The sequence below is a fragment of the Methylobacterium oryzisoli genome, from assembly GCF_046557895.1.
GTDB classification, from domain to species: domain Bacteria; phylum Pseudomonadota; class Alphaproteobacteria; order Rhizobiales; family Beijerinckiaceae; genus Methylobacterium; species Methylobacterium oryzisoli.
The window spans coordinates 23,826-47,075 of the sequence record NZ_JBKIBX010000019.1; the positions used below are offsets into that span (position 1 = coordinate 23,826).

General features: G+C 72.1%; 25 protein-coding genes. 7 read left to right on the forward strand and 18 right to left on the reverse strand.

Annotation, left to right across the window (positions count from 1 at the left end; all coding sequences use genetic code 11):
• Window positions 1-82 precede the first annotated feature (82 nt).
• The 5 genes from ACKUB9_RS18790 to yajC form a co-directional block, all read right to left on the reverse strand.
• On the reverse strand, window positions 83-973 hold the full coding sequence (locus ACKUB9_RS18790; protein ID WP_407525348.1) for a phytoene/squalene synthase family protein: 891 nt from the start codon (window positions 971-973) through the stop codon (window positions 83-85).
• Window positions 974-983: 10 nt separating this feature from the next.
• Complete coding sequence (locus tag ACKUB9_RS18795) at window positions 984-1,373, reverse strand: Mth938-like domain-containing protein (protein WP_407525350.1); 390 nt, start codon at window positions 1,371-1,373, stop codon at window positions 984-986.
• A gap of 3 nt (window positions 1,374-1,376) precedes the next feature.
• Complete coding sequence (secF, locus tag ACKUB9_RS18800) at window positions 1,377-2,324, reverse strand: protein translocase subunit SecF (protein ID WP_407525353.1); 948 nt, start codon at window positions 2,322-2,324, stop codon at window positions 1,377-1,379.
• A gap of 70 nt (window positions 2,325-2,394) precedes the next feature.
• Window positions 2,395-3,999 (reverse strand): protein translocase subunit SecD, encoded by a 1,605-nt coding sequence (gene secD / locus ACKUB9_RS18805; RefSeq protein ID WP_407525356.1) that lies wholly within the window; start codon window positions 3,997-3,999, stop codon window positions 2,395-2,397.
• Between the two features lie 20 nt (window positions 4,000-4,019).
• A complete protein-coding gene (gene yajC / locus ACKUB9_RS18810; protein WP_407525359.1) occupies window positions 4,020-4,355 on the reverse strand; it encodes a preprotein translocase subunit YajC in 336 nt (111 codons plus the stop codon).
• A 337-nt stretch (window positions 4,356-4,692) separates the two neighbouring features.
• On the opposite strand from yajC, the gene ACKUB9_RS18815 reads away from it, so the two are divergent.
• Both ACKUB9_RS18815 and ACKUB9_RS18820 read left to right on the forward strand, forming a co-directional pair.
• Window positions 4,693-6,000, forward strand: coding sequence for a pilus assembly protein (locus ACKUB9_RS18815; protein ID WP_410823555.1), 1,308 nt, complete (start codon window positions 4,693-4,695; stop codon window positions 5,998-6,000).
• Window positions 6,001-6,109: 109 nt separating this feature from the next.
• Complete coding sequence (locus tag ACKUB9_RS18820; protein ID WP_407525365.1) at window positions 6,110-6,994, forward strand: ATP-binding protein; 885 nt, start codon at window positions 6,110-6,112, stop codon at window positions 6,992-6,994.
• 18 nt (window positions 6,995-7,012) lie between these two features.
• Here the strand turns inward: ACKUB9_RS18820 and tatC are convergent, their stop codons facing one another.
• From tatC to argS, 8 genes are all read right to left on the reverse strand, one after another.
• The gene (gene tatC, locus ACKUB9_RS18825; RefSeq protein WP_407525368.1) at window positions 7,013-7,807 is read right to left on the reverse strand and encodes a twin-arginine translocase subunit TatC; all 795 of its coding nucleotides are present in this window, start codon (window positions 7,805-7,807) and stop codon (window positions 7,013-7,015) included.
• On the reverse strand, window positions 7,804-8,379 hold the full coding sequence (gene tatB, locus ACKUB9_RS18830; RefSeq protein ID WP_407525371.1) for a Sec-independent protein translocase protein TatB: 576 nt from the start codon (window positions 8,377-8,379) through the stop codon (window positions 7,804-7,806). Before tatB ends, tatC begins: the two co-directional genes overlap by 4 nt.
• Before the next feature lie 168 nt (window positions 8,380-8,547).
• The gene (locus ACKUB9_RS18835; protein WP_407525373.1) at window positions 8,548-8,820 is read right to left on the reverse strand and encodes a twin-arginine translocase TatA/TatE family subunit; all 273 of its coding nucleotides are present in this window, start codon (window positions 8,818-8,820) and stop codon (window positions 8,548-8,550) included.
• Window positions 8,821-8,936: 116 nt separating this feature from the next.
• The gene (gene scpB / locus ACKUB9_RS18840) at window positions 8,937-9,608 is read right to left on the reverse strand and encodes an SMC-Scp complex subunit ScpB (protein ID WP_407525376.1); all 672 of its coding nucleotides are present in this window, start codon (window positions 9,606-9,608) and stop codon (window positions 8,937-8,939) included.
• 3 nt (window positions 9,609-9,611) lie between these two features.
• Window positions 9,612-10,385, reverse strand: coding sequence for a segregation and condensation protein A (locus tag ACKUB9_RS18845; protein WP_407525379.1), 774 nt, complete (start codon window positions 10,383-10,385; stop codon window positions 9,612-9,614).
• A 26-nt stretch (window positions 10,386-10,411) separates the two neighbouring features.
• Window positions 10,412-11,425 (reverse strand): beta-N-acetylhexosaminidase, encoded by a 1,014-nt coding sequence (nagZ, locus tag ACKUB9_RS18850; protein ID WP_407525382.1) that lies wholly within the window; start codon window positions 11,423-11,425, stop codon window positions 10,412-10,414.
• Between the two features lie 355 nt (window positions 11,426-11,780).
• Window positions 11,781-13,100: an SPOR domain-containing protein gene (locus ACKUB9_RS18855; RefSeq protein WP_407525385.1), complete on the reverse strand. Its 1,320-nt coding sequence runs from the start codon at window positions 13,098-13,100 to the stop codon at window positions 11,781-11,783.
• A 146-nt stretch (window positions 13,101-13,246) separates the two neighbouring features.
• The gene (gene argS, locus ACKUB9_RS18860) at window positions 13,247-15,007 is read right to left on the reverse strand and encodes an arginine--tRNA ligase (protein WP_407525388.1); all 1,761 of its coding nucleotides are present in this window, start codon (window positions 15,005-15,007) and stop codon (window positions 13,247-13,249) included.
• Window positions 15,008-15,171: 164 nt separating this feature from the next.
• Between argS and ACKUB9_RS18865 the strand changes: the two genes are divergently transcribed.
• The gene (locus ACKUB9_RS18865) at window positions 15,172-15,378 is read left to right on the forward strand and encodes a hypothetical protein (protein ID WP_407525390.1); all 207 of its coding nucleotides are present in this window, start codon (window positions 15,172-15,174) and stop codon (window positions 15,376-15,378) included.
• 83 nt (window positions 15,379-15,461) lie between these two features.
• On the opposite strand, the gene ACKUB9_RS18870 is transcribed toward ACKUB9_RS18865, so the two are convergent.
• From ACKUB9_RS18870 to mmsB, 3 genes are all read right to left on the reverse strand, one after another.
• Window positions 15,462-15,695, reverse strand: coding sequence for a hypothetical protein (locus ACKUB9_RS18870; RefSeq protein ID WP_407525393.1), 234 nt, complete (start codon window positions 15,693-15,695; stop codon window positions 15,462-15,464).
• A gap of 118 nt (window positions 15,696-15,813) precedes the next feature.
• Window positions 15,814-16,032, reverse strand: coding sequence for a hypothetical protein (locus tag ACKUB9_RS18875; protein WP_407525396.1), 219 nt, complete (start codon window positions 16,030-16,032; stop codon window positions 15,814-15,816).
• A gap of 166 nt (window positions 16,033-16,198) precedes the next feature.
• On the reverse strand, window positions 16,199-17,089 hold the full coding sequence (gene mmsB / locus ACKUB9_RS18880; protein WP_407525399.1) for a 3-hydroxyisobutyrate dehydrogenase: 891 nt from the start codon (window positions 17,087-17,089) through the stop codon (window positions 16,199-16,201).
• 62 nt (window positions 17,090-17,151) lie between these two features.
• Between mmsB and ACKUB9_RS18885 the strand changes: the two genes are divergently transcribed.
• Window positions 17,152-17,430 (forward strand): type II toxin-antitoxin system RelE/ParE family toxin, encoded by a 279-nt coding sequence (locus tag ACKUB9_RS18885; RefSeq protein ID WP_407525402.1) that lies wholly within the window; start codon window positions 17,152-17,154, stop codon window positions 17,428-17,430.
• Window positions 17,431-17,439: 9 nt separating this feature from the next.
• Complete coding sequence (locus tag ACKUB9_RS18890) at window positions 17,440-17,739, forward strand: HigA family addiction module antitoxin (protein WP_407525404.1); 300 nt, start codon at window positions 17,440-17,442, stop codon at window positions 17,737-17,739.
• Window positions 17,740-17,747: 8 nt separating this feature from the next.
• Here the strand turns inward: ACKUB9_RS18890 and ACKUB9_RS18895 are convergent, their stop codons facing one another.
• Window positions 17,748-18,890, reverse strand: a complete 1,143-nt coding sequence (locus ACKUB9_RS18895; RefSeq protein WP_407525407.1) for an acyl-CoA dehydrogenase family protein — start codon at window positions 18,888-18,890, stop codon at window positions 17,748-17,750.
• Between the two features lie 149 nt (window positions 18,891-19,039).
• Entirely contained in the window at window positions 19,040-20,536 is a 1,497-nt protein-coding gene (locus tag ACKUB9_RS18900) for a CoA-acylating methylmalonate-semialdehyde dehydrogenase (RefSeq protein ID WP_407525409.1), read from the reverse strand.
• Window positions 20,537-20,639: 103 nt separating this feature from the next.
• Here ACKUB9_RS18900 and ACKUB9_RS18905 point away from each other — a divergent pair, with 103 nt between their 5' ends.
• Together ACKUB9_RS18905 and ACKUB9_RS18910 are read left to right on the forward strand one after the other, a co-directional pair.
• Complete coding sequence (locus ACKUB9_RS18905; protein WP_407525412.1) at window positions 20,640-21,551, forward strand: LysR family transcriptional regulator; 912 nt, start codon at window positions 20,640-20,642, stop codon at window positions 21,549-21,551.
• Between the two features lie 211 nt (window positions 21,552-21,762).
• On the forward strand, window positions 21,763-23,232 hold the full coding sequence (locus ACKUB9_RS18910; protein ID WP_407525415.1) for a methyl-accepting chemotaxis protein: 1,470 nt from the start codon (window positions 21,763-21,765) through the stop codon (window positions 23,230-23,232).
• The last annotated feature ends 18 nt before the right edge of the window (window positions 23,233-23,250 follow it).

Sequence of the window (23,250 nt, forward strand, 5' to 3'; positions counted from 1 at the left end):
TTTTCTGACTGCCGAGAGACGATGCGCGAGCCCGTGGTCCCGCACGCGCAGTCGCCCGACCGGCCGGGCCGCGCGGGTCGCCTCAGAGCCGCCGCGCCGCCCGCCACAGCCGCCACACCCGGCGCCAGCGCGGCATCGCCACGAGGCTCTGCAGCGGGTCGTAGTCCGGGCGCTCCATCGCGCGCAGGTAATCCTCCACCAGGGCCGTCGGCAGGAAGGCCGGGCGCGCCGCCGGCGTCGGGCCGGGGCGCGCCTGCGCGAAGGCCGCGAGGTGGCGCCGGGCGAGCGCCCGCAGGTCGGCGCAGGCCCCCCGAAGGCCGGGGCCGCCGCGGCCCGACACGATGTCCTCGCGGGTGACCCCGTGGGCGGCGAGCGCGTCGGCCGGCAGATAGACCTGTCCGCGCCGGGCGTGGAGCGGCAGCGCCCGCAACAGGCCGGTGGTGGCGTAGGCGACGCCCGCATGGCCCGCCGCGTCCGCGCCGCCCGGCTCGGCCCCGTCCGCCAGCACCAGGGAGGCGAGGCGGATCAGGCTCGACGCGGTCTCGCCGCAATAGCCCTCGAAGTCGCCGGTCGCGGGCATCGGGTCGTCGTAGAGGTCGAAGAGGCGGGCGTCGATCAGGTCGACGAAGGGCTGGCGCGGCAGGCGGTGGCGCACGATGGTGTCGTCGAGGGCCGCCGCGACCGGGTGCGCGCGCACGTCGCCCCGGGCCTCGCCCTGCAGCGCGTCGCGCCACCATTGCAGCCGGATCTCGCCGGGCATCGGGCTCGACACCGCGTCGCGCACCCGCGCCACCTCCAGGCTGAAGGCGTAGAGCGCGAACAGGTGCGGGCGCTTGGCCGCGGGCGCGAACAGCGTGGCGACGTAGCGGTCCGGATCGCCCTCGCGCACCAGCGTCTCGGCATGCGCGTAGGCCGGCGCCAGGGTCGCCGGGAGCGGGGTCGCCGGGAACGGGGTCTCCTGGGCCTCGCTCATCGCGCCGGGGTCACGGCACCGCCACGAGGGCTGCCGCGACCTTGCGGTTCTCGGCCGCCAGGATGTTGTAGGTGCGCGCCGCCGCGCCGGTCTGCATCGCGTCGAGGCCGATGCCGGCGGCCTTGAGGCGCTGGCGCAGGGCGTCGGGCAGGAAGACGATCTCGGGCCCGGTGCCGATCAGCAAGAGGTCGATCTCGCCCGCGGCGGCGAAGACCGGGGCGAGGCTCGCCGCGTCGATCTCCCGCGCCTCGCTCACCGCCCAGGCATGGACGCCCGAGGGCAGCGCCAGGATCGAGCCGCGATGCGACATCTCCGCGAAGCGGAAGCCCCCGGCCCCGTAGGCGTCGATGAGGTGACGCCCGGGAACGAAGCCCTCGGCGAGCCGTCCGCTCTCGGCCATCGCCTACTCGGCCGCCTGCGGCAGCGCCGAGGATTCGCGCTGGCCCGAGCGCGTCCCGCCCGCCTGCAGGCCGATATAGATCAGGAACGGCGTCGAGACGAAGATCGCCGAGTAGGTGCAGAGCAGGACGCCGATCAGCATCACCACCGAGAACCCCTTGATCGCCTCGCCGCCGAACAGCACCAGCGCCACCAGCGACAGGGCCGTGGAGGTCGCGGTCATCACGGTGCGCGACATGGTGGAGTTGATCGACAGGTTGAGGAGTTCCTCGGTCGGCATGGTCTTGTAGCGCCGCATCAGCTCGCGGGTGCGGTCGAACACCACCACGGTCTCGTTCAGCGAGTAGCCCACGATGGTGAGGATGGCGGCGATCGAGGTCATGTTGAACTCGATCCTGGAGATCACGAACACGCCCACCGTGAGCACGATGTCGTGCAGCGTGCCGACGATGGCGCCGAGCGCCAGTTCCCGCTCGAACCGGAACCAGAGGTAGAGCAGCACCGCCACGACCGAGAGCACGATGCCGATCGTGCCCGACTGCACGAGTTCGCCCGAGACGCGCGGCCCCACGGTCTCGACCCGGTCGAAGGTGTAGTCCTTGTCGAAGGCCTCGTGGGCCTTCTGCATCACCAGGGTCTGTCCGGTCTCGCCGCCGGCCTGCAGCGGGAAGCGCACCGAGATCGAGCCCTGGTTGCCGAATTCCTGCACCTCGGTCTCGCCGAAGCCGAAGCCGTTGGCGGTGTGGCGCACCGCCGCGACGTCCGACTGGCCGGCCTTGGGCCGCAACTCGATCAGGGTGCCGCCCTTGAAGTCGATGCCGTAATTGAGGCCCATCTGGAGAAAGAGCAGCACCGTCGCGATCGACACCAGCGCCGAGAACGGGAAGCTGAAGCGCCGGAAGCGCATGAAGTCGAAGTGGGACTGGTCGGGCCAGAGGCGGAGGAGGCGCATCGTCGGACTCAGGAATGGGTTCGGCATCGGGCGGGCGGCGGATCGCGGGCGGGGCGGCACGCCCCGGGGATCAGATCGGCAGCACCTTCGGCCGGAAGCGGTGGTACCAGACCGCGATCATCATGCGCGTCAGCGTCACGGCGGTGATGACGGTGGTCAGGATGCCGAGGATGAACACCACCGCGAAGCCGCGCACCGGGCCGGAGCCGAGGAAGAACAGGATCACGGCGGCGATGGCCATGGTGGAGTTCGAATCGACGATGGTCGCGAAGGCGCGATCGAACCCGGCCTGGAGCGCCGAGGGGATCGAGCGCCCGGCCCGCACCTCCTCGCGCACGCGCTCGTAGATCAGCACGTTCGAATCGACCGCTGTGCCGATGGTGAGCACGATGCCGGCGATGCCCGGCAGCGTCATGGTCGCCTCCAGCACCGACATCAGGCCGAGGATGAGGCCGACATGGACGATGAGCGCGATGTTGGCGAAGAGCCCGAACACGCCGTAGCAGGCGAACATCATGCAGATCACGAGCACGGCGGCCACCAGGGTGGCGAGCTTGCCCGCCTCGATCGAGTCGCGGCCGAGGCCCGGGCCGACGGTGCGCCGCTCGATGATGTTGAGCTTGGCCGGCAGCGCGCCCGCCCGCAGCAGCACCGAGAGGTCGTTGGCCTGCTGCACCGTGAAGCGGCCGGAGATCTGGCCCTGGCCGCCGGTGATCGGCTGCAGGATGCGCGGGGCGGAGACCACCTCGTTGTCGAGGACGATCGCCATCGGGCGGCCGACATTCTCGCTCGTCGCCTGACCGAAGCGCTGGGCGCCGCGCAGGTTGAACTTGAAGTTGACGATCGGCTCGTTGGTCTTCTGGTCGAAGCCGGGCTGGGCGTCGGTGAGGTCGGCGCCGTCCGCCATCACGCGGCGCTCCACCGGCACCTTCTGGCCGCCCGCGTCGCGGGAGGACAGCATGTCGACGTCGCCGGCCGCGCTGTCGGCCAGCATGCGGAATTCGAGCTTGGCGGTCTTGCCGAGCTGCTCCTCCAGGCGCTGCGGATCCTGGAGGCCCGGCACCTGCACGAGGATGCGGTCGGCGCCCTGCTGCTGGATCGACGGCTCGGTGGTGCCGCCGAGGTCGACGCGGCGGCGCACCACCTCGATCGCCTGCTGGACGGCGCGGCGGACGCGGGCGTTGATGCCGGCATCCGTGAAGGCAAGCTGGATCGCGCCGTTCGGCTCCTCGCGCACGTCCACCGTGCGGGCGCCGGTCTGGCCGAGCACCGCGTCGGTGATCGGCTGCGACAGGGCCTGGATCTTCGGCATCGCCTTGGCGCGGGCGGCCGGGTCGGAGAGACGCAGCTGCACGCCCCGGGGCGTGATCTGGATGCCGCCGTCCGCCTGCACCCCCTCCTCGCGCAGCGCCCGGCGCACGTCGTCGCGCAGCCCCTGCGACATGGTGCGCAGCAGGTCCGGCCGGTCCACCTCCAGCACGATCTGCGAGCCGCCCTGCAGGTCGAGGCCGAGCACGATGGCGCGGGTGGGCAGGATCGCGGTGACCCAGGACGGCACCGAGGCCATGAAGGCCTTGCGCTGCTCCGGGGAGAAGAAGCTCGGCACGGCGAGCGCCAGGCCGATCACGATCACCGCCAGCGTCGCGACGACCTTCGAGGTGGAGAAGCGGAGCATCGCGATCCCAATCCGTAACGTCAGGCCGCCTTGACCGGCTCGCCCTTGGCGCGGACCTCGGCGATCATGGTGCGCACGACCTTGACGCGCACGCCCTCGGCGATCTCGACCTCGATCTCGCTCGCCTCGTCGGTCACCTTCGACACGCGTCCGACGATGCCGCCGGTGGTGACGACCGTGTCGCCGCGGCGGACGTTCTTGACCATGTCCTGATGCTGGCGCGCGCGTCGCTGCTGCGGGCGCAGGATCAGGAAGTACATGATGACGAAGATGAGGACGAAGGGGACCACCTGCAAGATGACGTCCGTGCCGCTGGCTGCGGCCCCCGTTCCCTGGGCGAAGGCGGGCGTGATCACTCCGAGGTCTCCCGGTTAAGACGAAAACGGGCCGCACGGGCATCCGGCGGCCTTGCAAAAGCGCGCGGACTATAGCCAGGGGCGACCCGAAAGCAACGGCGCCGAGGCGCGCCGCGCCGACGCGGGCGGCGCCCCGGCGCACGGTCCGCACGCCGCCCGGCCCGCCTCCCGCCTCTCCCCCCAGTCCTCCGACAGTCGATCCACGTACCTGCCCCTGCGTTTCAGACAGAGTTGAGCCCAAATTCGATCATCGGCTTCACCTTCCCGAAAGGCGCTTCCGCTAGACCCTGGGGCAGATCTTCTGCGGTGATTGAGCGCCATGCGGTGGAAAATTCGCGTGCCCCTGCGGCATAGGACGCATCCGCTCTTCGGATTCGCCGCGGATGCGCGCGGCAGCGTGAGCGTGATGGTCGGAATCACCTGCGTGGTGATCGTGGCCCTGCTCGGCGCCGGCATCGATTACGGGCGCTCGCAGGCCGACCAGGCGATGCTGGACGCCGCCCTCGACGCGGCCGTGCTCGCCGCCGCGCAGGCCGTCCGGCAGGCCGACGACCAGGGATTGTCGGACGCCAAGGCCAAGCAGGCCGGGCAGGATGCCGGCGCTGCGGCGTTCCGGTCCTTCGCGGGCGACACGATCGCCGCCACCGCCGCCGTGCCCGCCTTCGACGTCGTCATCGAAGGGCGCAGCGTCTCGGTGGACGGCGGCTACACGGCCGCCACGCAGACGGCCGTGATGCAGCTGATCCAGATTCCCAAGGTGCGGCTCTCGGGGCGGTCGGCCGCGAAGGTCGACCTCTCCACCCAGATCGACATCTACCTCCTGATCGACGTGTCGGGCTCGATGGCGATCGGCGCGACCCAGGCCGACATCGACGCCCTCCAGGCCGGCATCGGCTGCGCCTTCGCCTGCCACGACGGCAGCCCCGTCAACGGCACCGCGCTCGACGGCTATCAGTGGGCCAAGGCCAGCGGCATCAAGCTGCGGCTGCAGGAGATGAACGACGGCATCCTCGACTTCGTGGCGTGGCTGCGCAAGCAGCCGACCGTGGCCAAGCGCGTCAGGATCGCGATCTACTCGTTCAGCACCACCCTGACCAAGGTGCTCGACGTGACGAGCGACCTGTCGCGGGTCGCCTCGAACCTGCCGCAGGCCCCTAGCACCTCGGGCGAGTACGACGGGGCGACCCTGTGGGGAGAAACCCTCGCGCAGTTCACGCCGAAGGTCGGGGCCTCCGGCGACGGGATCACCAAGCCCCGCAAGCTGGTGATGATCGCCACGGACGGCGTCCAGGATCCGGGCCGCTACTGGACCTCCGCGGAGTGGGTGCGCCCGTCCGTCACGGCGGTCTCTCCCGAACCCTGCAAAGGGCTCAAGGCCGTGAACGCCACGACGAAGCAGGCGGTCGCGGTGGGAATCATCCACACGCCCTACATCGCGATGCCGTGGGACTGGGGCTACCTCGCCACCCTCGGCCAGCCGAGTCAGATCGGCGGGGGCGGGACGCGCCTGGACGACGTGCCCGGGCAGCTGAAGGCCTGCGCGACGAGCCCGGACCTCTACATCGACGCGACGAAGACCTCCTCGATCGGTCAGGCGATGCAGAAGGTCTTCGCGAGCTTCGCGCAGGTGCGGTTGACCAAGTGAGCGCCCGGGCCGGAGCGTCCGGGCCGGGCGACCGCGCGCGAGGGGGAGTGATCGCGGGCGGATCGTGCGCTAAAGCCCGTCCGCCTCCCCTTTCGACCGCGCCCGGATCATGACCGCCGACCCGACCCTCGCCGACCTGCTCCCCCTCCTCCAGCGCATCGCCGGCGCCCTGGAGCGCGCGGCGCCCGAGCCGCCGCACCGCCCCGACTTCGCGCAGGCGGACGCCTTCGTTTGGCTCGCCGAGGGGCGGCTGCAGCCGGTGCCCAAGGTCAACCGCGTGGCGATGGGGCTCCTGCGCGGCATCGACCGGATGCGCGACACGCTGTTCGACAACACCGACCGCTTCGCCCGCGGCCTGCCGGCCAACAACGCCCTGCTGTGGGGCGCGCGCGGCATGGGCAAGTCCTCGCTCGTCAAGGCGGTGCACGCCGAGATCAACGCGCGCCGCGCGCCCGGCACCCGCCCGCTCAAGCTCGTCGAGATCCACCGCGAGGACATCGAGGGCCTGCCCGCGCTGATGGGCCTGCTGCGGCCCGACCCGCACCGCTTCGTGGTCTTCTGCGACGACCTCTCCTTCGACGGGCAGGACACCTCCTACAAGTCGCTCAAGGCGGCGCTCGACGGCGGCATCGAGGGGCGGCCCGAGAACGTGGTGTTCTACGCCACCTCGAACCGCCGGCACCTGCTCGCCCGCGAGATGGTGGAGAACGAGCGCTCCACCGCCATCAACCCTGGCGAGGCGGTGGAGGAAAAGGTCTCCCTCTCCGACCGCTTCGGCCTCTGGCTCGGCTTCCACAAGTGCTCGCAGGACGAGTACCTGGCGATGGTCGACGCCTACGTGGCGCGCCACGGCCTGACCCTCGACCCGGCGCAGCTGCGCGCCGAGGCGCTGGAATGGGCCACGACCCGCGGCTCGCGCTCGGGCCGCACGGCCTTCCAGTACATCCAGGACCTCGCCGGGCGGCTGGGCCGGCGTCTCGACGACGAGGCGTGAGGACCGCGCGGATCCCCGCTACTCCGCCGCCGCTTCCTCCGCGCGCGCCCGGCGCTTCTCCATGGCGCGCACCGAGATCACCGAGGCCTCGTAGAGGAGCAGCATCGGGATCGCGAGCGAGAGCTGGCTGATGACGTCCGGCGGCGTGAGCACGGCGGCCGCCACGAAGACCAGCACGATCGCGTAGCGCCGCCGCTCGGCCAGGAACTTCGCGTCGATGATCCCGACCTGGCCCAGCAGGGTCAGGATCACCGGCATCTGGAAGGCGATGCCGAAGGCGAAGATCAGGGTCATGATGAGCGAGAGGTACTCGTCCACCTTCGGCAGCAGCTCGATCGTGGCCTCGCCCGGCTGGCCGATCTGCTGCAGGCTGACCGAGAACTGGATCAGGATCGGCATCGCCACGAAGAACACGACGAGGGCGCCGAGCACGAAGAAGATCGGCGTGGCGACGAGGTAGGGCAGGAAGGCGCGCCGCTCGTTGCGGTAGAGGCCCGGCGCCACGAAGGCGTAGAGCTGCGTGGCGACGATCGGGAAGGACAGGAAGCCCGCCCCGAACACGCTCAGCTTGATGTTGGTGAAGACCTGTTCGAGGAAGTGGGTCGCGATCAGCCGCGCCTTCTCGGGGCCGACCACCTGCACGTAGGGGTAGACGAGCACGTTGTAGATGTGCTGGGCGAAGAAGAAGCAGACGAAGAACATCACCCCGAAGGCGAGGAGCGACTTGATCAGCCGCGAGCGCAACTCGATGAGGTGGTCGATCAGGGGTGCGCGCGAGGCCTCGATCTCGGCTTCGTCGGCCTCGGTGGTCATGGGGTCTGGCCTGTGGTGGGCGGGGCCGCGGCGGGCGGCGCGTCGGGGTTGGATGTGGCCGGGCCGACGGAAGCCGGGTGCGGGCCGGCCTCGGGCGCGGCCGCGGCGGCGGCCCCGGTCGGGCCGGGCGCGCTCTCAGGCGTGTCGCCGGACGGCACGGTCTCCGACGGCAGGCTCTCCGAGGGCAGGACCTTGGGCGGCAGGGCCGGTCCGCCCGCGACCTCGGCCTGGAGCTGCGCGGTGGCGGCGGCCAGGGTCTCGTTCGAGGGCGGCGGGGCGGCGGGGCGGTCGATCGCGCCCTTGATCTCGTCGCGGATCGACTGGAGCGGGTTGAAGGGCGTGCCGGCCGCGGAGACGGAGCGGTTGATGCCGTCGACCTCGCGGCGCACCTCGTCGAGTTCCGCCTCCCGCATCGCCTCGCTGAACTGGGCCTGGAACTCGCCGGCCATCCGCTTGAGCTTGGCGGTCATCTGCCCGACGGTGCGCAGCGCCTTGGGCAGGTCCTTCGGGCCGATGACGATCAGCGCGACGCCGCCGATCAGCATCACCTCGCCCCAACTCATGTCGAACATGGCGTAACGGCCCTGCAGAGTGCGCGACGACCCGGGTGAGCCCCTCGCGGCGGGGTCTCCTCAGCACGGATGCGTGCGGCGCGCCACCGCTCCGTGCCGGGATCTGCGTGATCCCGCATCCTTCTCCTGCGCCCGCGCGGCCAGCAGGCGGCCGGGGCGCGGCCGCTCTCAGCCGACCTTGCGGTCGGCGGGCGTGGTCGCGGCCGGCACGGGCTCGCCCGGATGGGGCGGCAGCGTGCGCACCGGCTCGGTCGCGGTCACCGGGGGCGGCGACTGGTTCACGGGCGCCGCCTGGGGCTGGTCCTCGTCGGCCATCCCCTTCTTGAACGCCTTGATGCCCTTGGCCACGTCGCCCATCAGCTCGGACACCTTGCCGCGCCCGAAGAGCAGCATGACGATCACGCCGACGACGATCCAGTGCCAGATGCTTGCGCCACCCATGGCTCTCTCCTGCACCGCGCCCAAGGCTGCGGCGTGGTCTTCTCGTGTGCTGGCCGGAACCTAAGGACGGCGGGGGGCGAAAACAAGCGTCTCGTCGCCGCGCAGGATCCTCGTCCCTAGGTGATGTCGGGATCCGGCAGCCCGTCGGCGAGCGGATCCTCGTCGGGGCGCAGCGCAGGATCGTCGGAGGGCAGCGGCACGCCGAAGCCCGCCGGCAGCCGGCCCTCGATCAGGCCGAGGCCCTTCAGCTCGTCGAGGCCCGGCAGATCGCCCACGCTGTCCAGGCCGAACTGCTCCAGGAAGGCCGGGGTGGTGCCGTAGGTCACGGGGCGGCCGGGGGTGCGGCGGCGCCCGCGCAGACGCACCCAGCCGGTCTCCAGGAGCAGGTCGAGGGAGCCCTTCGAGGTCGAGACGCCGCGGATCTCCTCGATCTCGGCCCGGGTCGCGGGCTGGTGGTAGGCGATGATCGCCAGGGTCTCGATCGCCGCCCGCGAGAGCCGACGCGGCTCGGGCGCCTCGCCGCGCAGGGCCTCCGCGAGGTCCGGGGCGGTGCGGAAGGCGTAGCCGCCCGCGACCCGGGCGAGCCCGATGCCCCGCCCCTGGTAGAGCCGGCGCAGCGCCGCCAGCACCGCCTCGACGTCGCAGCCGGGCGGCAGGCGCGCGGCGAGGTCGGCGGCCGGGAGCGGGCGGGGCGCGGCGAAGATCAGCGCCTCGGCGAGGCGCACCGCCTGCGCGTCCGCGGCGGGCGGGGGATCGGGCAGGATCGCGAGCGGCGTGCGGCGGGCCATGCCTCAGGCGCTCCCGCCCGGGCGCAGCCAGAGCGGGCCGAAGGGCGCGTCCTGGCGCAGCACGATGCGGCCCTCGCGGGCGAGTTCGAGCACGGCCGAGAGCGAGGAGGCGCGCACCGTCGCCCGTCGCGACGGTTCGGCGAGGTATTTTGCCAGGTAGGCGTCGAGGGGCGTCCAGTCGTCGTGGGGGCCGATCAGGCGCTCCAGCGCCTCGCGGGCCTCGACGAGGGACCATACGCTGCGCTGGTGCAGCGAGACCCGCGCCAGCGCCCGCTCCCGGCGCTGGCGGGCATAGGCCGCGAGCAGGTCGTGCAGGGTGGCGGAGAACGGCCCATTCCCCTCGCCGCGCGGGGGCGCGGGGTCGGTGCCGCGCGCGAACACGTCGCGGCCGAGCTGCGCCCGCGCGAGGAGCCGCCCGGCGGCCGCCCGGATCGCCTCCAGGCGGCGCAGCCGCAGGGCGAGCTGGCCCGCCAGCGCGTCGGCGCTGGGTTCGGGGCCGCGCGGCGGCGCGGGCAGGAGCAGGCGCGACTTCAGGTAGGCGAGCCACGCCGCCATCACGAGGTAATCCGCCGCGAGTTCGAGGCGCAGGCGCCGCGCCTCCTCGATGAAGGCGAGGTACTGCTCCACGAGCGCGAGGATCGAGATGCGCGTGAGGTCGACCTTCTGGCGCCGGGCGAGTTCGAGCAGGAGGTCGAGGGGACCCTCGAACCCGTCGACGTCCACCACCAGGGTCGGCTCGTCGCGGCCCCTCTCCTCGGCGTCGAACGCGAGACTCACCGCGTGTGCCCCCACCCCCCGTCCGCTCAGGCGGCGGCGAGGCCGGCCTCGAAGCGGGCCTGGGCCTCGGCGAGGTCGAATCCCGGCTCGGCGGCGTCGCGCAGGCGCGCCAGCGCGGCCTCGGCCCGGCGCAGGGCGTCGCCCGCGAGCGCCGGAGCCCCGGCGGCGGCGCCCTCCATCTCGGCGCGCTCGCCGTTGCAGTGGAGCGCGACGTCGCAGCCGGCCCGGAAGGCGGCCTCCGTCCGGTCCCGGAAGCTGCCCGTGAGCGCCTTCATGGACAGATCGTCCGTCATCAGCAGGCCGTCGAAGCCGATGGCGCCGCGCACCACCTCGCCGATCACGCGGGCGGAGGTGGTGGCCGGGCCGTCCGGGTCGATGGCCGAGAAGACGACGTGGGCCGACATGGCGAGCGGCAGGTCGCGCAGCGCCCGGAACGGCCGGAAGTCGCGGGCCTCCAGCTCCTCGCGCGGGGCGTCGACCACCGGCAGCGCGAGGTGGCTGTCGGCGGTGGCGCGGCCGTGGCCGGGCACGTGCTTGATCACCGGCAGGACGCCGCCGGCCAGGAGGCCCTCGGCCACCGCGCGGCCGAAGACCGCCACGGTCTCGGGGTCCGTCCCGTAGGCGCGGTCGCCGATCACGTCGCTCGCGCCCGGCACCGGGACGTCGAGGACGGGGGCGCAGTCGACGGTGATGCCCACCGCCGCGAGGTCGTGCGCCATCAGCCGGGCGCCGAGGTGCGCCAGCGCCGGGCCGTGCTCGGGTCCGCCCGCGCTGAGATAGCGGCGGCCGGACGGGTAGGCGCGCCAGTGCGGCGGCCCCATGCGCTGCACGCGCCCGCCCTCCTGGTCGATCAGCACCGGCGCGTCCGCGCGCCCGACCGTCTCCCGCAGGGCGTCGGTCAGCGCCCGCACCTGCTCGGGCGAGACGATGTTGCGCTTGAACAGGATGAAGCCCCAGGGCCGCGTGTCGCGGAAGAAGGCGGCCTCCTCGGGGCTCAGGGTCGGGCCGGCGCAGCCGAGGATCAGGGCAAGGCTCGTCATCGACGGCGTCTCGTCGTTCGAGGAAGGGGGCGATGCCCCGCCGGTCCGGCCGGCTCCCGCTCGTCGGGGTCCGCGATCCCGTCCCGGGTCTGGTCTTGGCGACGAATCATACGGTTTATGCCTGACCCGTTCGCGTAAAGAGAAAGCGCCTCTCCCCTCTCCCGAGTGGGAGAGGGGCCGGGGATGAGGGTGTGACGGTTCTGGGTAAAACTCAGACCGTTACGCTGCCAGCACGACGGTCTGAGCTTCACGCGGCAACATCCCTCACCCCTACCCCTCTCCCACACGGGAGAGGGGAGAGGCGCTCGATTGATCTCGAAAAGAGCAGGCGGAACTCGTATCGGTCCGCGACGAATCAGTTCTTGGCGACGAAGCAGGGACCGCCCGCGGCCTGCAGCTTGCCGCACAGGCCGTTCGCGCTCTCCTTCGACATCGGCCCGACGCGGACGCGGAAGATCGTCTTGCCGTTGACCTCCGCCTGGCGGATCAGCGGCGACTGGCCGGAGAGTTCGGCCCGGTAGCGCTCCTGCGCCTGGACGAAGGCCGCGCGGGCCTCCTTCTCGGTGGCGCGCACCGAGAGCTGCACCGAGTAGCCGCCGACCGGCGCCTGGGTGTCGGCGCTCGGGGCGGGCGGCTGGGCCGGAACGGCCACGGGCCTGACCGGGACAACCTCGGCGGAGGCCACCCGCTGCACGGCGGGCTTCGTGGAGGATACGGTCTCGGCAGCCTGCGGCTCGGGCGCCGGGGTCGCGGTCGCCGCCTGCAGCGAGCGGGTGGCCGCGCGCGGGGTGGCCGGGGCCGGCGCCGCCTCGGGCAGGGTCATGGTCGGCACCGCCGAGGCGGCGGGGCCGCCCTGCGTCCCCTGCGCGGCGCGCTGCGCCTCGAAGGGCGGCGGCTCGGGCTTCACCGAGACGGTGCGCACGCGGCGCGGCTCGCCGAGCGATTCGGTCAGCATGTTCACGGGCGCGCCGGGGACCGGCGTGGCGGCGGTGGCGGCCTCGTTCACCAGCGCGCGGGCCGCCTGCTTCACGTCGAGGGGCTGCTCCTCGCGGTTGACGATCCGGATCTGGCCGTCCTTGGCGTTGCGCTCGTAGATCTGCTTGTTCTGGTCCGGGAACTCGACGCCGCCGGCCGCCTGCGGCGCCGGCGCGATCTTCAGCGGCGCCTGATCGGCCATCACCACGATCGGCGTGCCGGCGATGCGGGCCGGATGGAGCGCGCGCCACGTCAGGGCGCCGCCCACCGCCACCGCCACCACCGCGAGCCCGCTGCCCACGAGCATCAGCTGCCGGCGGCCGCGGGGCCGCTCCGGCGCCGGTTCGGGGGCGGGCTCCTCCGCCGCGGCGGGCGCCTCCGGCTCCAGCACGGCTTCGCGCTGGACGGCGGCGAGGTACTGGTTGAAGGCGTCGGCCGGCGTGCCGGGCGGGGCGGGCTCGGCCTCCGGGCCGTAGCTCGGCACCGTCGGCTCGACGCGGGCGGCCGCGCCCTCGCCCGCGGGGCGGCGCGATTCCTTGGCCGCCAGCAGCGCCCGGAAGGGGTCGTCCTGCCCGACGATCCGGGCGAGTTCCGCCAGCGGGTCGCCCTTGGCGGCACCGAGGCCCGGACGCGCGGAGAGCGGCTGCCGGGCCGGCTCGAACCCGTCGTCGACGGGGATCCGGGAAGCGTTGGTCGTCATGGCGGCCCCATCCTGTTCACGTTCGCATCGCCCCACCGCGATCCCTCCCGGCGCGGCGACGCCTGCCGCCTCTCCCCGGCCGGGGTCGGCGTCATCCAACCATGTTCCGACCCTCACCCGCGGAGCGCCCGCGCGGGACGCCCGGGTCACCGCATCTCGTCGGGCGCGGTGACGCCGAGGATCCCGAGGCCCGAGGCGATCACGCCCCGCAGCGCCGCGACGAGGGCCAGCCTCGACAGGGTCGACTTTCGGTCGGTCTGATTAACAAACCGTAATTGCGGCAAGTCTTTGCCCTTGTTCCAAAAACTATGGAACGCGCTGGCCAGCTCGTGCAGGAAGAACGCCAGCCGGTGCGGTTCGTGGGCGGAGGCGGCCGATTCGACCACCCGCGGGTACTGGGCGACGAGGCGCATGATCTCGGCCTCGCCGGGATCGGACAGGAGCGAGAGGTCGGCGCGGACGAGCGCCTCGGCGGAGAAATCCTCGTCCGGGAAGGCCTCGCGGGCCTGCCGGAAGACCGAGGATGCCCGGGCATGGGCGTACTGGACGTAGAAGACCGGGTTGTCCTTCGATTGCTCCACCACCTTGGCGAGGTCGAAATCGAGGGTGGCGTCGTTCTTGCGGTAGAGCATCATGAAGCGGACCGGGTCGCGCCCGACCTCGTCGATGACCTCGCGCAGGGTGACGAAGTCGCCCGCGCGCTTGGACATCTTCACCGGCTCGCCCCCGCGCAGCAGGCGCACCAGCTGGCAGAGCTTCACGTCGAGGCTGGCGCGGCCGTCCGAGACCGCCCGCACCGCCGCCTGCATCCGCTTGACGTAGCCGCCGTGATCGGCCCCGAGCACGTCGATGAGGTCGGTGGCGCCCCGCGCCACCTTGTCGGCGTGGTAGGCGATGTCGGAGGCGAAGTAGGTATAGGAGCCGTCCGACTTCAGCAGCGGCCGGTCGATGTCGTCCCCGAAGGCGGTGGAGCGAAACAGCGTCTGCTCGCGGTCCTCCCAATCCTCCGGCAGCTGCCCCTTGGGCGGCGGCAGGCGCCCGACATAGACGAGATCCCGGGCGCGCAGGGTCTCGATCAGCGCCGCGACGGCACCGCCATCGCCCTCCCCCTGCAGCGTGCGCTCGGAGAAGAAGACGTCGTGGCGGATGCCGAGCGCCGCGAGGTCGTCGCGGATCAGGTCCATCATCGCCGCGATGGCGAAGGCGCGCACGACCGGCAGCCACTCCGCCTCCGGCCGGTCGAGCAGGGAGCGGCCATGCGCCGCGGCGAGCCCCCGCCCCACCGGCACGAGGTAGTCGCCCGGGTAGAGCCCCTCCGGGATCGGACCCACCGGCTCGCCGAGGGCCTCGCGGTAGCGCAGGAAGGCCGAGCGGGCCAGCACGTCGACCTGCGCGCCCGCATCGTTGATGTAGTACTCGCGCACCACCTCCCGGCCGGCCGCGACGAGGAGGCTCGCCAGCGCGTCGCCGAACACCGCGCCGCGCCCGTGGCCGACATGCATCGGCCCGGTGGGGTTGGCCGAGACGTACTCGATGTTGACGAGTCCGGGCTTGGCCGCGCCGCGCCCGAACGCCGCGCCCTGGCCGAGGCCGGCGCGGATCACCGCGGCGTAGACCTCGGGGCCGAGGCGCAGGTTGAGGAAGCCCGGCCCGGCGACGCTCGCCTCGGTGACGCGGGGGTCCCGGCGCAACTCGGCGGCGAGGAGTTCCGCCAGCGCCTTGGGGCTGGTGCGCGCCTCCTTGGCGAGGACCAGCGCGGCATTGGTGGCGAGGTCGCCGTGGCTCGCGTCGCGCGGCGGCTCGACCACGACCCGGCCGAGATCGAGCCCTTCGGGCAGGTGCCCGGCGCGCGTGAGGGTGGCGAGCGCCTCGCCGATGCGCTCCTCGAAGGCGGCGAAGATGTTCATGGTGCGACCGAAGCTGACCGGGGGGCCTGCCGCCGCGCCGCGACGCCTCCAGCCCCGAAAGCCGGGCTCATCTCACGGCCGGGGGGCTCGCCGCAAGCGAGAGGGCCCGCGCGCCCGCACCCCACCGGTGGCCAAGGTCGCCCATCCGTGACATCTTCCGGCGGATGAACGAGAACAACCTGCACCCCTTCACCATCGAAGTCGCACCGCTGACCTCCCCGAAAGGCAAGTTCGGATGGGCGATCCGCCGGAACGGCAAGCTGCTCGAGCGGTCGGACCGGCCGCACGACAGCGAGGACAAGGCCCACAGCAGCGCCCTCTCGGCGGTGGAGCGGGCCTTCCGCTCCCCCGCGGATGCGCGGCGGCGTTGAAAAGGATCATCCGCCGGAGCGGTCCACGCTCCGGCGGATGATGCGGCTTCCGGTGAAGTCGGCGGTTCGGAGCGGCGACGGTCTCAGCCGGCCGAGCGGACCAGCCGGCTGATCGCGAGCGGGGGGCGCCCGGATTTTTCGGCGATCTCGCGATCCTGCGCCTCGATGATCTCGCGGGCCGGCGCGTCGCCGTCGAGCCCGTTGAGGGCCGTGCGGGGCACGCGCCGGTTCGAGCGGCGCGAGCCATCCTCGTAGTAGACGTCGAACAGGACGAAGCCGCTCTCCTGCGGCTTGGGCTTCTGCTTGGAACGCAACATTCGTCGGGACTCTTCCGTGTAGCGCAACGGTTCGGGCGGCCGGCCGTGGCCGGCCGCCGGGTGGAAGCTATGGCCCCCGCGCGGGTGCGTCCGGCCGGGCCGGGCGGCCCGACCGGCGTCACTCCGTGTCGGACGCCTCGTCGGACGCTTCGTCGGGGCCTGCGGCCTCGGCCGCCTCGCCGGACCGGTCGGGCGCGGGGGCCGATTTGGTCCTGGCCGGGCGGCGTTTCGCCGTCGGCACGTCGAGCGCGGGCAAGGGCGCGAGCCGTGCCACGCGTTGCCTGAATTCCTCGCTGGACGGGCTGCGTGCCGTGCCCGTGATGGATGACTTGGCCATGAGCGGCCCGATCCGAGTTGCCCGATCAAACACCCGTGGCGGGGAACGGGCAGAGCGCGCCGCGCGACGAACCCGTCGCGCAGCGCGCCCCGACTCCTTAGATGATGCACGGACGGCCGATCTGCCAGGGGCATGACCGCCGGATGCGACGGTGCCGCACCGGGCCTCAGCCCTCCCGGGCCATCGCCCGCAGATGGCGCACGATGCCCGAGAAGTCGGTGCCGCCGTGGCCCGCCTCCTCGAAGGCGGCGTAGAGCGCCTCCGCATGCGCCCCGAGCGGCGTCGCCGCGCCGGCGATCCGCGCGGCCTCCTGCGACAGCCGCAGATCCTTCAGCATCAGGGCCGCGGCGAAGCCCGGCTTGTACTCGGCATTGGCCGGCGAGGTCGGCACCGGCCCCGGCACCGGGCAGTAGGTGGTGAGCGACCAGCACTGGCCCGAGGAGGTCGAGGCGACGTCGAACAGCGCCTGGTGCGACAGACCGAGTTTCTCGGCGAGCACGAAGGCCTCCGACACCCCGATCATCGAGATGCCCAGGATCATGTTGTTGCAGATCTTGGCCGCCTGCCCCGCGCCGGCCTCGCCGCAATGCACGGCCTTGCGGCCCATCCGGGCGAGGAGCGGCTCGGCGCGCGAAAACGCCTCGGGCGACCCGCCCGCCATGAAGGTGAGTGTCGCGGCCCTGGCCCCGCCGACGCCGCCGGAGACCGGGGCGTCGAGGCTCGGGAGCCCCCGCTCCGCCGCCTTGGCGTGGGCCGCCCGCGCGCTCTCCACGTCGATGGTCGAGCAGTCGATCACCAGCGTTCCGGCCTCGAGATGCGGCAGGAGCTCGTCGAGGGCGGCGAGCACGTGCCGGCCGGCCGGCAGCATGGTGATCACCACCTCGGCGCCCCTCACGGCCGCCACGGCGGAATCCGCGATCCCGACGCCTTCCTGACGCGCGGCCTCGCAGGCCGCCGGCACGAGGTCGAAGCCGGTCACCGCATGCCCGGCCTTCACGAGGTTGGCCGCCATCGGCCCGCCCATGTTGCCGAGGCCCAGGAAGGCGAGTGTGGTCACGTGGGGTCTCCCTCAGAAGGTATTCTGTTTGACGGAATACGGATCTCGGAATAGCTTGGGGCGTGATCCGCTCCTTTGCCGACAGGAACACCGAGCGGCTGTTCCGCGACGAGCCGGTTCGGGCTTTCGCCGGCTTCGAGCGGAGCGCGCGCCGCAAGCTCCTGCTGCTTCACACGGCGCGGACCCTCGACGAACTGCGCATCCCGCCGGGCAACCGGCTCGAAGCGTTGCAGGGTGACCGCAAGGGCCAGCACTCGATCCGGATCGACCGGCAATGGCGCCTCTGCTTCCGATGGCAGGACGGGGACGCGTTCGCGGTCGAGATCGTCGATGATCACTGAGGACGACGCATGAGCGACGAGACGCTCGATCCCATCCATCCCGGCGAGATCCTGCTGGAAGAGTTCCTCAAGCCGCTCGACGTGAGTCAGAACCGGCTCGCGCGCGACATCGACGTGCCGGTGAGTCGGGTCGCGGGCATCGTCAGGGGGGAGCGCGCCATCACGGCCGATACCGCCCTGCGCCTCGCCCGCTTCTTCGGCACGAGTGCCGAAATGTGGCTCGGCCTGCAATCCGACTACGATCTGCGGATGGCCCGCCGTGCCGCGGGATCGGAGATCCAGGCCCGGGTTCGTCCCCTCGCGGCCTGATCCCTCCGTCACGGCCGCACCAGACCGCGCGCCACGATCAGGCGCATGATCTCGTTCGTGCCCTCCAGGATCTGGTGGACGCGCAGGTCCCGCACGATCTTCTCGATGCCGTATTCCGCGAGGTAGCCGTAGCCGCCGTGGAGTTGCAGCGCCTCGTTGGCGACCCGGAAGCCCGCGTCGGTGGCGAAGCGCTTGGCCATCGCGGAGCGCTGCGAGGCGTCCGGGTCGCCGCGGTCGAGGCTGGCGGCGGCCGCGTAGAGCATCACGCGGGCCGCCTCCAACTCGGTCGCCATGTCGGCGAGGCGGAACTGCAGGGCCTGGAACGCGTCGAGGCGCTGCCCGAAGGCGCGGCGCTCGGCGAGGTAGGCGAGCGTCCGGTCGAGGGCGCTCTGGGCGCCGCCGAGCGAGCAGGCGCCGATGTTGAGCCGCCCGCCGTCGAGGCCTGCCATCGCGATTCTGAAGCCGATGCCCTCCTCGCCGAGCCGGTTGGCCGCCGGCACGCGGCAATCCGCGAAGTTCACCTGCCGGGTGGGCTGGGCGTTCCAGCCCATCTTGCGCTCGTTCTCGCCGAAGGAGAGGCCGGGCGCGTCCGCCGGCACCACGAGCGTCGAGATGCCCCGCGGCCCCGGCTCGCCGGTGCGCACCATGGTCACGTAGAGGTCGGCGGCGCCCGCGCCCGAGATGAACTGCTTCGTCCCGTTGAGCACGTAGGCGTCGCCGTCGCGCCGGGCGGAGGTGCGCAGGGACGCGGCGTCGGAGCCGGCGCCCGGCTCGGTCAGGCAGTAGGCCGCGAGCAGGTCCATCCGGCACAGGCCCGGCAGCCAGCGCGCGCGCTGGCTCTCGGAGCCGAACCGGTCGATCATCCCGGCCGCCATGTTGTGGATGGAGAGGTAGGCCGAGACCGAAGGGCAGCCGGTGGCCAGCGCCTCGAAGATCAGGGCCGCGTCGAGCCGGGTCAGCCCGGAGCCGCCGTGCTCCTCGGGAATCGCGATGCCGCCCATGCCGAGGGCGGCGGCCTCGCGCAGCACGTCGACCGGAAAGTGCTTGCGCGCGTCCCAGTCGAGGGCGTGGGGCGCGATCCGCTCCGCCGCGAAGTCCCGCGCCATGTCGCGGACGGCGATCTGGTCCTCCGGCAGCGCGAACAGGGTCACGGCGGGCCTCCCTCACGGAGCGATCTTCTCAAATGCGCCGCTCGTCGCCGCGGCGCCGCGCCGCCCCCTCGCGGAGGCGGTGGAGGGACGACGCCGCGCCGGCGCGGCATCGCCCCCGGCTCCTCCCCCGTGGGGGAGGAGCGGTCGCGCTACTGCATCACCGGCATCGAGAACTGCGCGCCCTCCTTCACGCCGGAGGGCCAGCGCGAGGTGACGGTCTTGGTCTTGGTGTAGAAACGGATCGAGTCCGGACCGTGCTGGTTCAGGTCGCCGAAGCCCGAGCGCTTCCAGCCGCCGAAGGTGTAGTAGGCCAGCGGCACCGGGATCGGCACGTTGATGCCGACCATGCCGACATTGACCTTGGCGGCGAAGTCGCGCGCCGCGTCGCCGTCGCGGGTGAAGATCGCCACGCCGTTGCCGTACTCGTGCTCGGAGGGCAGGCGCAGCGCCTCGGCGTAGTCCTTCGCCCGCACCACCGACAGGACCGGCCCGAAGATCTCCTCCTTGTAGATGCGCATCTCGGGCGTGACGTGGTCGAACAGGCAGCCGCCGAGATAGAACCCGTTCTCGTAGCCCTGCATCTTGAAGTCGCGGCCGTCGACCGCGAGCGTGGCGCCCTCGCGCAGGCCGATCTCGACGTAGTTGCGCACCCGCTCCAGCGCGGCCTTCGTGACGAGCGGGCCGTAATCGGCGCTCGGGTCGGTCGAGGGGCCGATCTTGAGGGATTCCACCCGCGGGACCAGCTTGCGCATCAGCGCGTCGGCGGTCTTCTCGCCCACCGGCACCGCCACCGAGACCGCCATGCAGCGCTCACCCGCCGAGCCGTAGCCCGCCCCCATCAGCGCGTCGACCGCCTGATCCATGTCGGCGTCCGGCATGATGATCATGTGGTTCTTGGCGCCGCCGAAGCACTGGGCGCGCTTGCCCGTCGCGGCGGCGCGGGCATAGACGTACTGGGCGATGTCGGAGGAGCCGACGAAGCCCACGGCCCGGATCAGGTCGTTGTCGAGGATCGCGTCCACCGCCTCCTTGTCGCCGTTGACGACGTTGAGGATGCCGGCCGGCAGCCCCGCCTCGATCATCAGCTCGGCGAGCCGCATCGGCACGCCCGGGTCGCGCTCGGACGGCTTCAGGATGAAGGCGTTGCCGCAGGCGATGGCGGGCGCGAACTTCCACAGCGGGATCATCGCCGGGAAGTTGAACGGGGTGATGCCCGCCACCACGCCCAGCGGCTGGCGCATCGCGTAGATGTCGATGCCCGGCCCCGCCCCCTCGGTGTACTCGCCCTTCATGAGCTGCGGGATGCCGCAGGCGAACTCCACCACCTCGACGCCGCGCTGGATGTCGCCCTTGGCGTCCGGGATCGTCTTGCCGTGCTCGCGGGCGAGCAGGTCGGCGAGGCTGTCGGTCTCCTTGGCGATCAGGTCGAGGAAGCGCATCATCACCCGCGCGCGGCGCTGCGGGTTGGTGGCGGCCCAGGCGACCTGCGCCTTCGCGGCGTTCTCGATCGCGGCCCGCACCTCCGCGGCGCTCGCCAGCGCCACGCGCCCGATCACCGAGCCGTCCATCGGCTGGAAGATGTCCTGGTGGCGCCCGGAGCGGCCCGCCACGTGCTCGCCCCCGATGAAATGCCCGACCTCGCGCATCGCGCTCACTCCCTGTCTGTGGTCTCGGATCGCCGTTGGCCGGCACCTTGCCCTGCCTTAATACAGAAAGGAATGGGCATGAACGCGGAACGGATGTGCGCGAATGCGGGAGGTCGACGGCGGGCACTGGGACGATTACCGCTTCGCGCTCGCGGTCTTCCGGGCCGGCACGGTCTCGGCGGCGGCCCGCCGGCTCGGGGTCGATCACGCCACGGTGATCCGCCGCATCGACCGGCTGGAGCGGCATCTCGGCGAGCGGCTCTTCCACCGCCGCGCCTCCGGCTACGTGGCCACCGAGGCGGGGCAGGCCATCGCCGCCACCGCGGACGCGGTCGAATCGGCGATCATCAACGGGCAGAGCGTCGTCGGGCGCTCGGCGGCGCGGCTCACCGGCACGGTGCGGATCGGCGCGCCGGACGGGTTCGGCAGCGCCTTCCTGGCCCCGCGCCTCACCGGCCTCGTGGAGCGCCACCCGGACCTCGACATCCAGCTCGTGGCCACCGCCCGCCTGTTCAGCCTCTCCAAGCGCGAGGCCGACATCGCCATCGGCCTGAGCCTGCCGCAGGAGGGCCGCCTCGTCGGGCGCAAGCTCACCGACTACGACCTCAAGCTCTACGCCTCACCCCTCTACCTGCGGCGCTTCCCCCTGATCGCGAGCCGGCGCGACCTCGAAGGCCACCGCTTCATCGGCTACATCGAGGAACTGCTCTACACCCCCGAACTCGACTACCTGCACCACGTCTCGCCCGCGATCTCCGCCCGGCTGCGCAGCGCCAACCTCAACGCGCAGCTCCACGCGGCGGTGGCGGGGGTGGGCCTCGCGGTGCTGCCCTGCTTCATGGCGGCGGAGCGCCGCGACCTCGTCTGCGTGCTGCCCGACGAGGTCACGCTCACGCGCAGCTTCTGGCTGATGATCCACGCCGACAGCCGCGATCTCGCCCGCATCCGCGCGGTGGCCGAGCACATCTACGCGGTGGTGGAGCGCGACCGGGACGTCTTCTTCGGGCGGCGCTGAGCCGGTCCGCGGCCCCGGGCGCTCCGCACCCGCACGCTCCGTCCCCAGTGTCGTCAAGTCTCCGGTCCCGGCGCGGCCACCCCGTCCCGTGCGGCACTGGTCTCAACTAGGATATCTTTCTCAGGGTAAGAGACGTGATTGGAGTAAATCATTAACCTTTAGATTTTAAACAATACAGCGTCATCGGGGCCTGAACAAGGATTGGCAGTCTATGATGTTTACGAACGGGCGCGCTGTGCTCGAAGCGATCGACCGGTCCCAGGGGCGGATCGAGTTCGACCTCGATGGCACGATCCGGTTCGCGAACCGGCTGTTCCTGGAACTGATCGGCTACCGGCTGGAGGAGATCGTCGGCCAGCACCACAGCATGCTGGTGCCGCAGGCCGAGCGCGACGGTGCGGGATACCGGGAGCTCTGGGAGCAGCTGCGCCGGGGGCAGTTCCAGGCACGCGAGTTCAAGCGGATCGGCAAGAACGGCCGCGTGATCTGGATCGAGGCCTCCTATAATCCCGTGCTGGACCGCAGCGGCCGTCCGGTCAAGGTCGTGAAACTCGCCACCGACATCACGGCGCGCAAGGCGCGCGATGCGGCCTTCGAGGGCCAGATCAGTGCGCTCAACCGCACGCAGGCGGTGATCCGCTTCACCCTCGACGGGACCGTCACGGACGCGAACGAGAACTTCCTCTCGGCGATGGGCTACGGCCTCGACGAGGTGCGCGGGCGCCATCACAGCCTGTTCGTCTCCGAGGCCGAGCGCGCCTCGCCCGCCTACGCGACGTTCTGGAAGAGCCTCGCCGAGGGACGCCATCAGGCGGGCGAGTTCCGGCGCGTCGGCAAGGGCGGCCGGGAGATCTGGATCTTCGGGGCCTACAACCCGGTGCTGGACAGCGACGGCAGGCCCTGCGCGGTGGTGAAGTTCGCCAGCGACGTGACGCAGCAGGTCCAGGACCGGCTGCGGCGGGCGGAGGGCCAGCGCAGCATCGAAGCCGACATCGAGGCGATCACCCACGCGATGGGCGCCGTCGCCCAGCAGGCGGGCGCCACCACCCAGACGGCGGTGGAGACCTCGCACAACGTCCAGGCGGTGGCAGCCGGCGCCGAGGAGTTCGCCTCCTCCATCGATGAGCTGAGCCAGCACGCCACCCGGGCGAAGACGGCGGCGGATGCCGCCGTGGAGCGGGCGCAGGCCGCCAACGTCATCATCTCCGGCCTGACCCGGGCGACCGACCGGATCGGCGAGGCCGTCACGCTGATCCGCATGATCGCCAACCAGACGAACCTTCTGGCGCTCAACGCCACGATCGAGGCGGCGCGCGCCGGCGAGGCCGGCCGCGGCTTCGCGGTGGTGGCCGCCGAGGTCAAGGCGCTGGCGGGTCAGTCCTCGCGGGCCACGGAGGAGATCGGCCAGCAGATCAATGCCGTGCAGGACGCCACCGCGCAGGCGGTCGCGGCGATCGACGTGATCTCCCGGAGCATCTCCGACCTGAGCGAGATCTCGCTCAGCGTGTCCTCCGCGGTGACCGAGCAGGCGGCGGTGACGCGGGAGATGTCGCTGAACATGCAGAACGCCGCCGACAGCGTCGCGACCGTGCGCCAGACCATGGAGACCATCACGCAGGCCACCCAGGAGGTGGACGCCTCGGTGCGCAAGGTCGCGGTGGCGGCACGCAACCTGGCGTGAGGCCGGGCTCCCGATCCG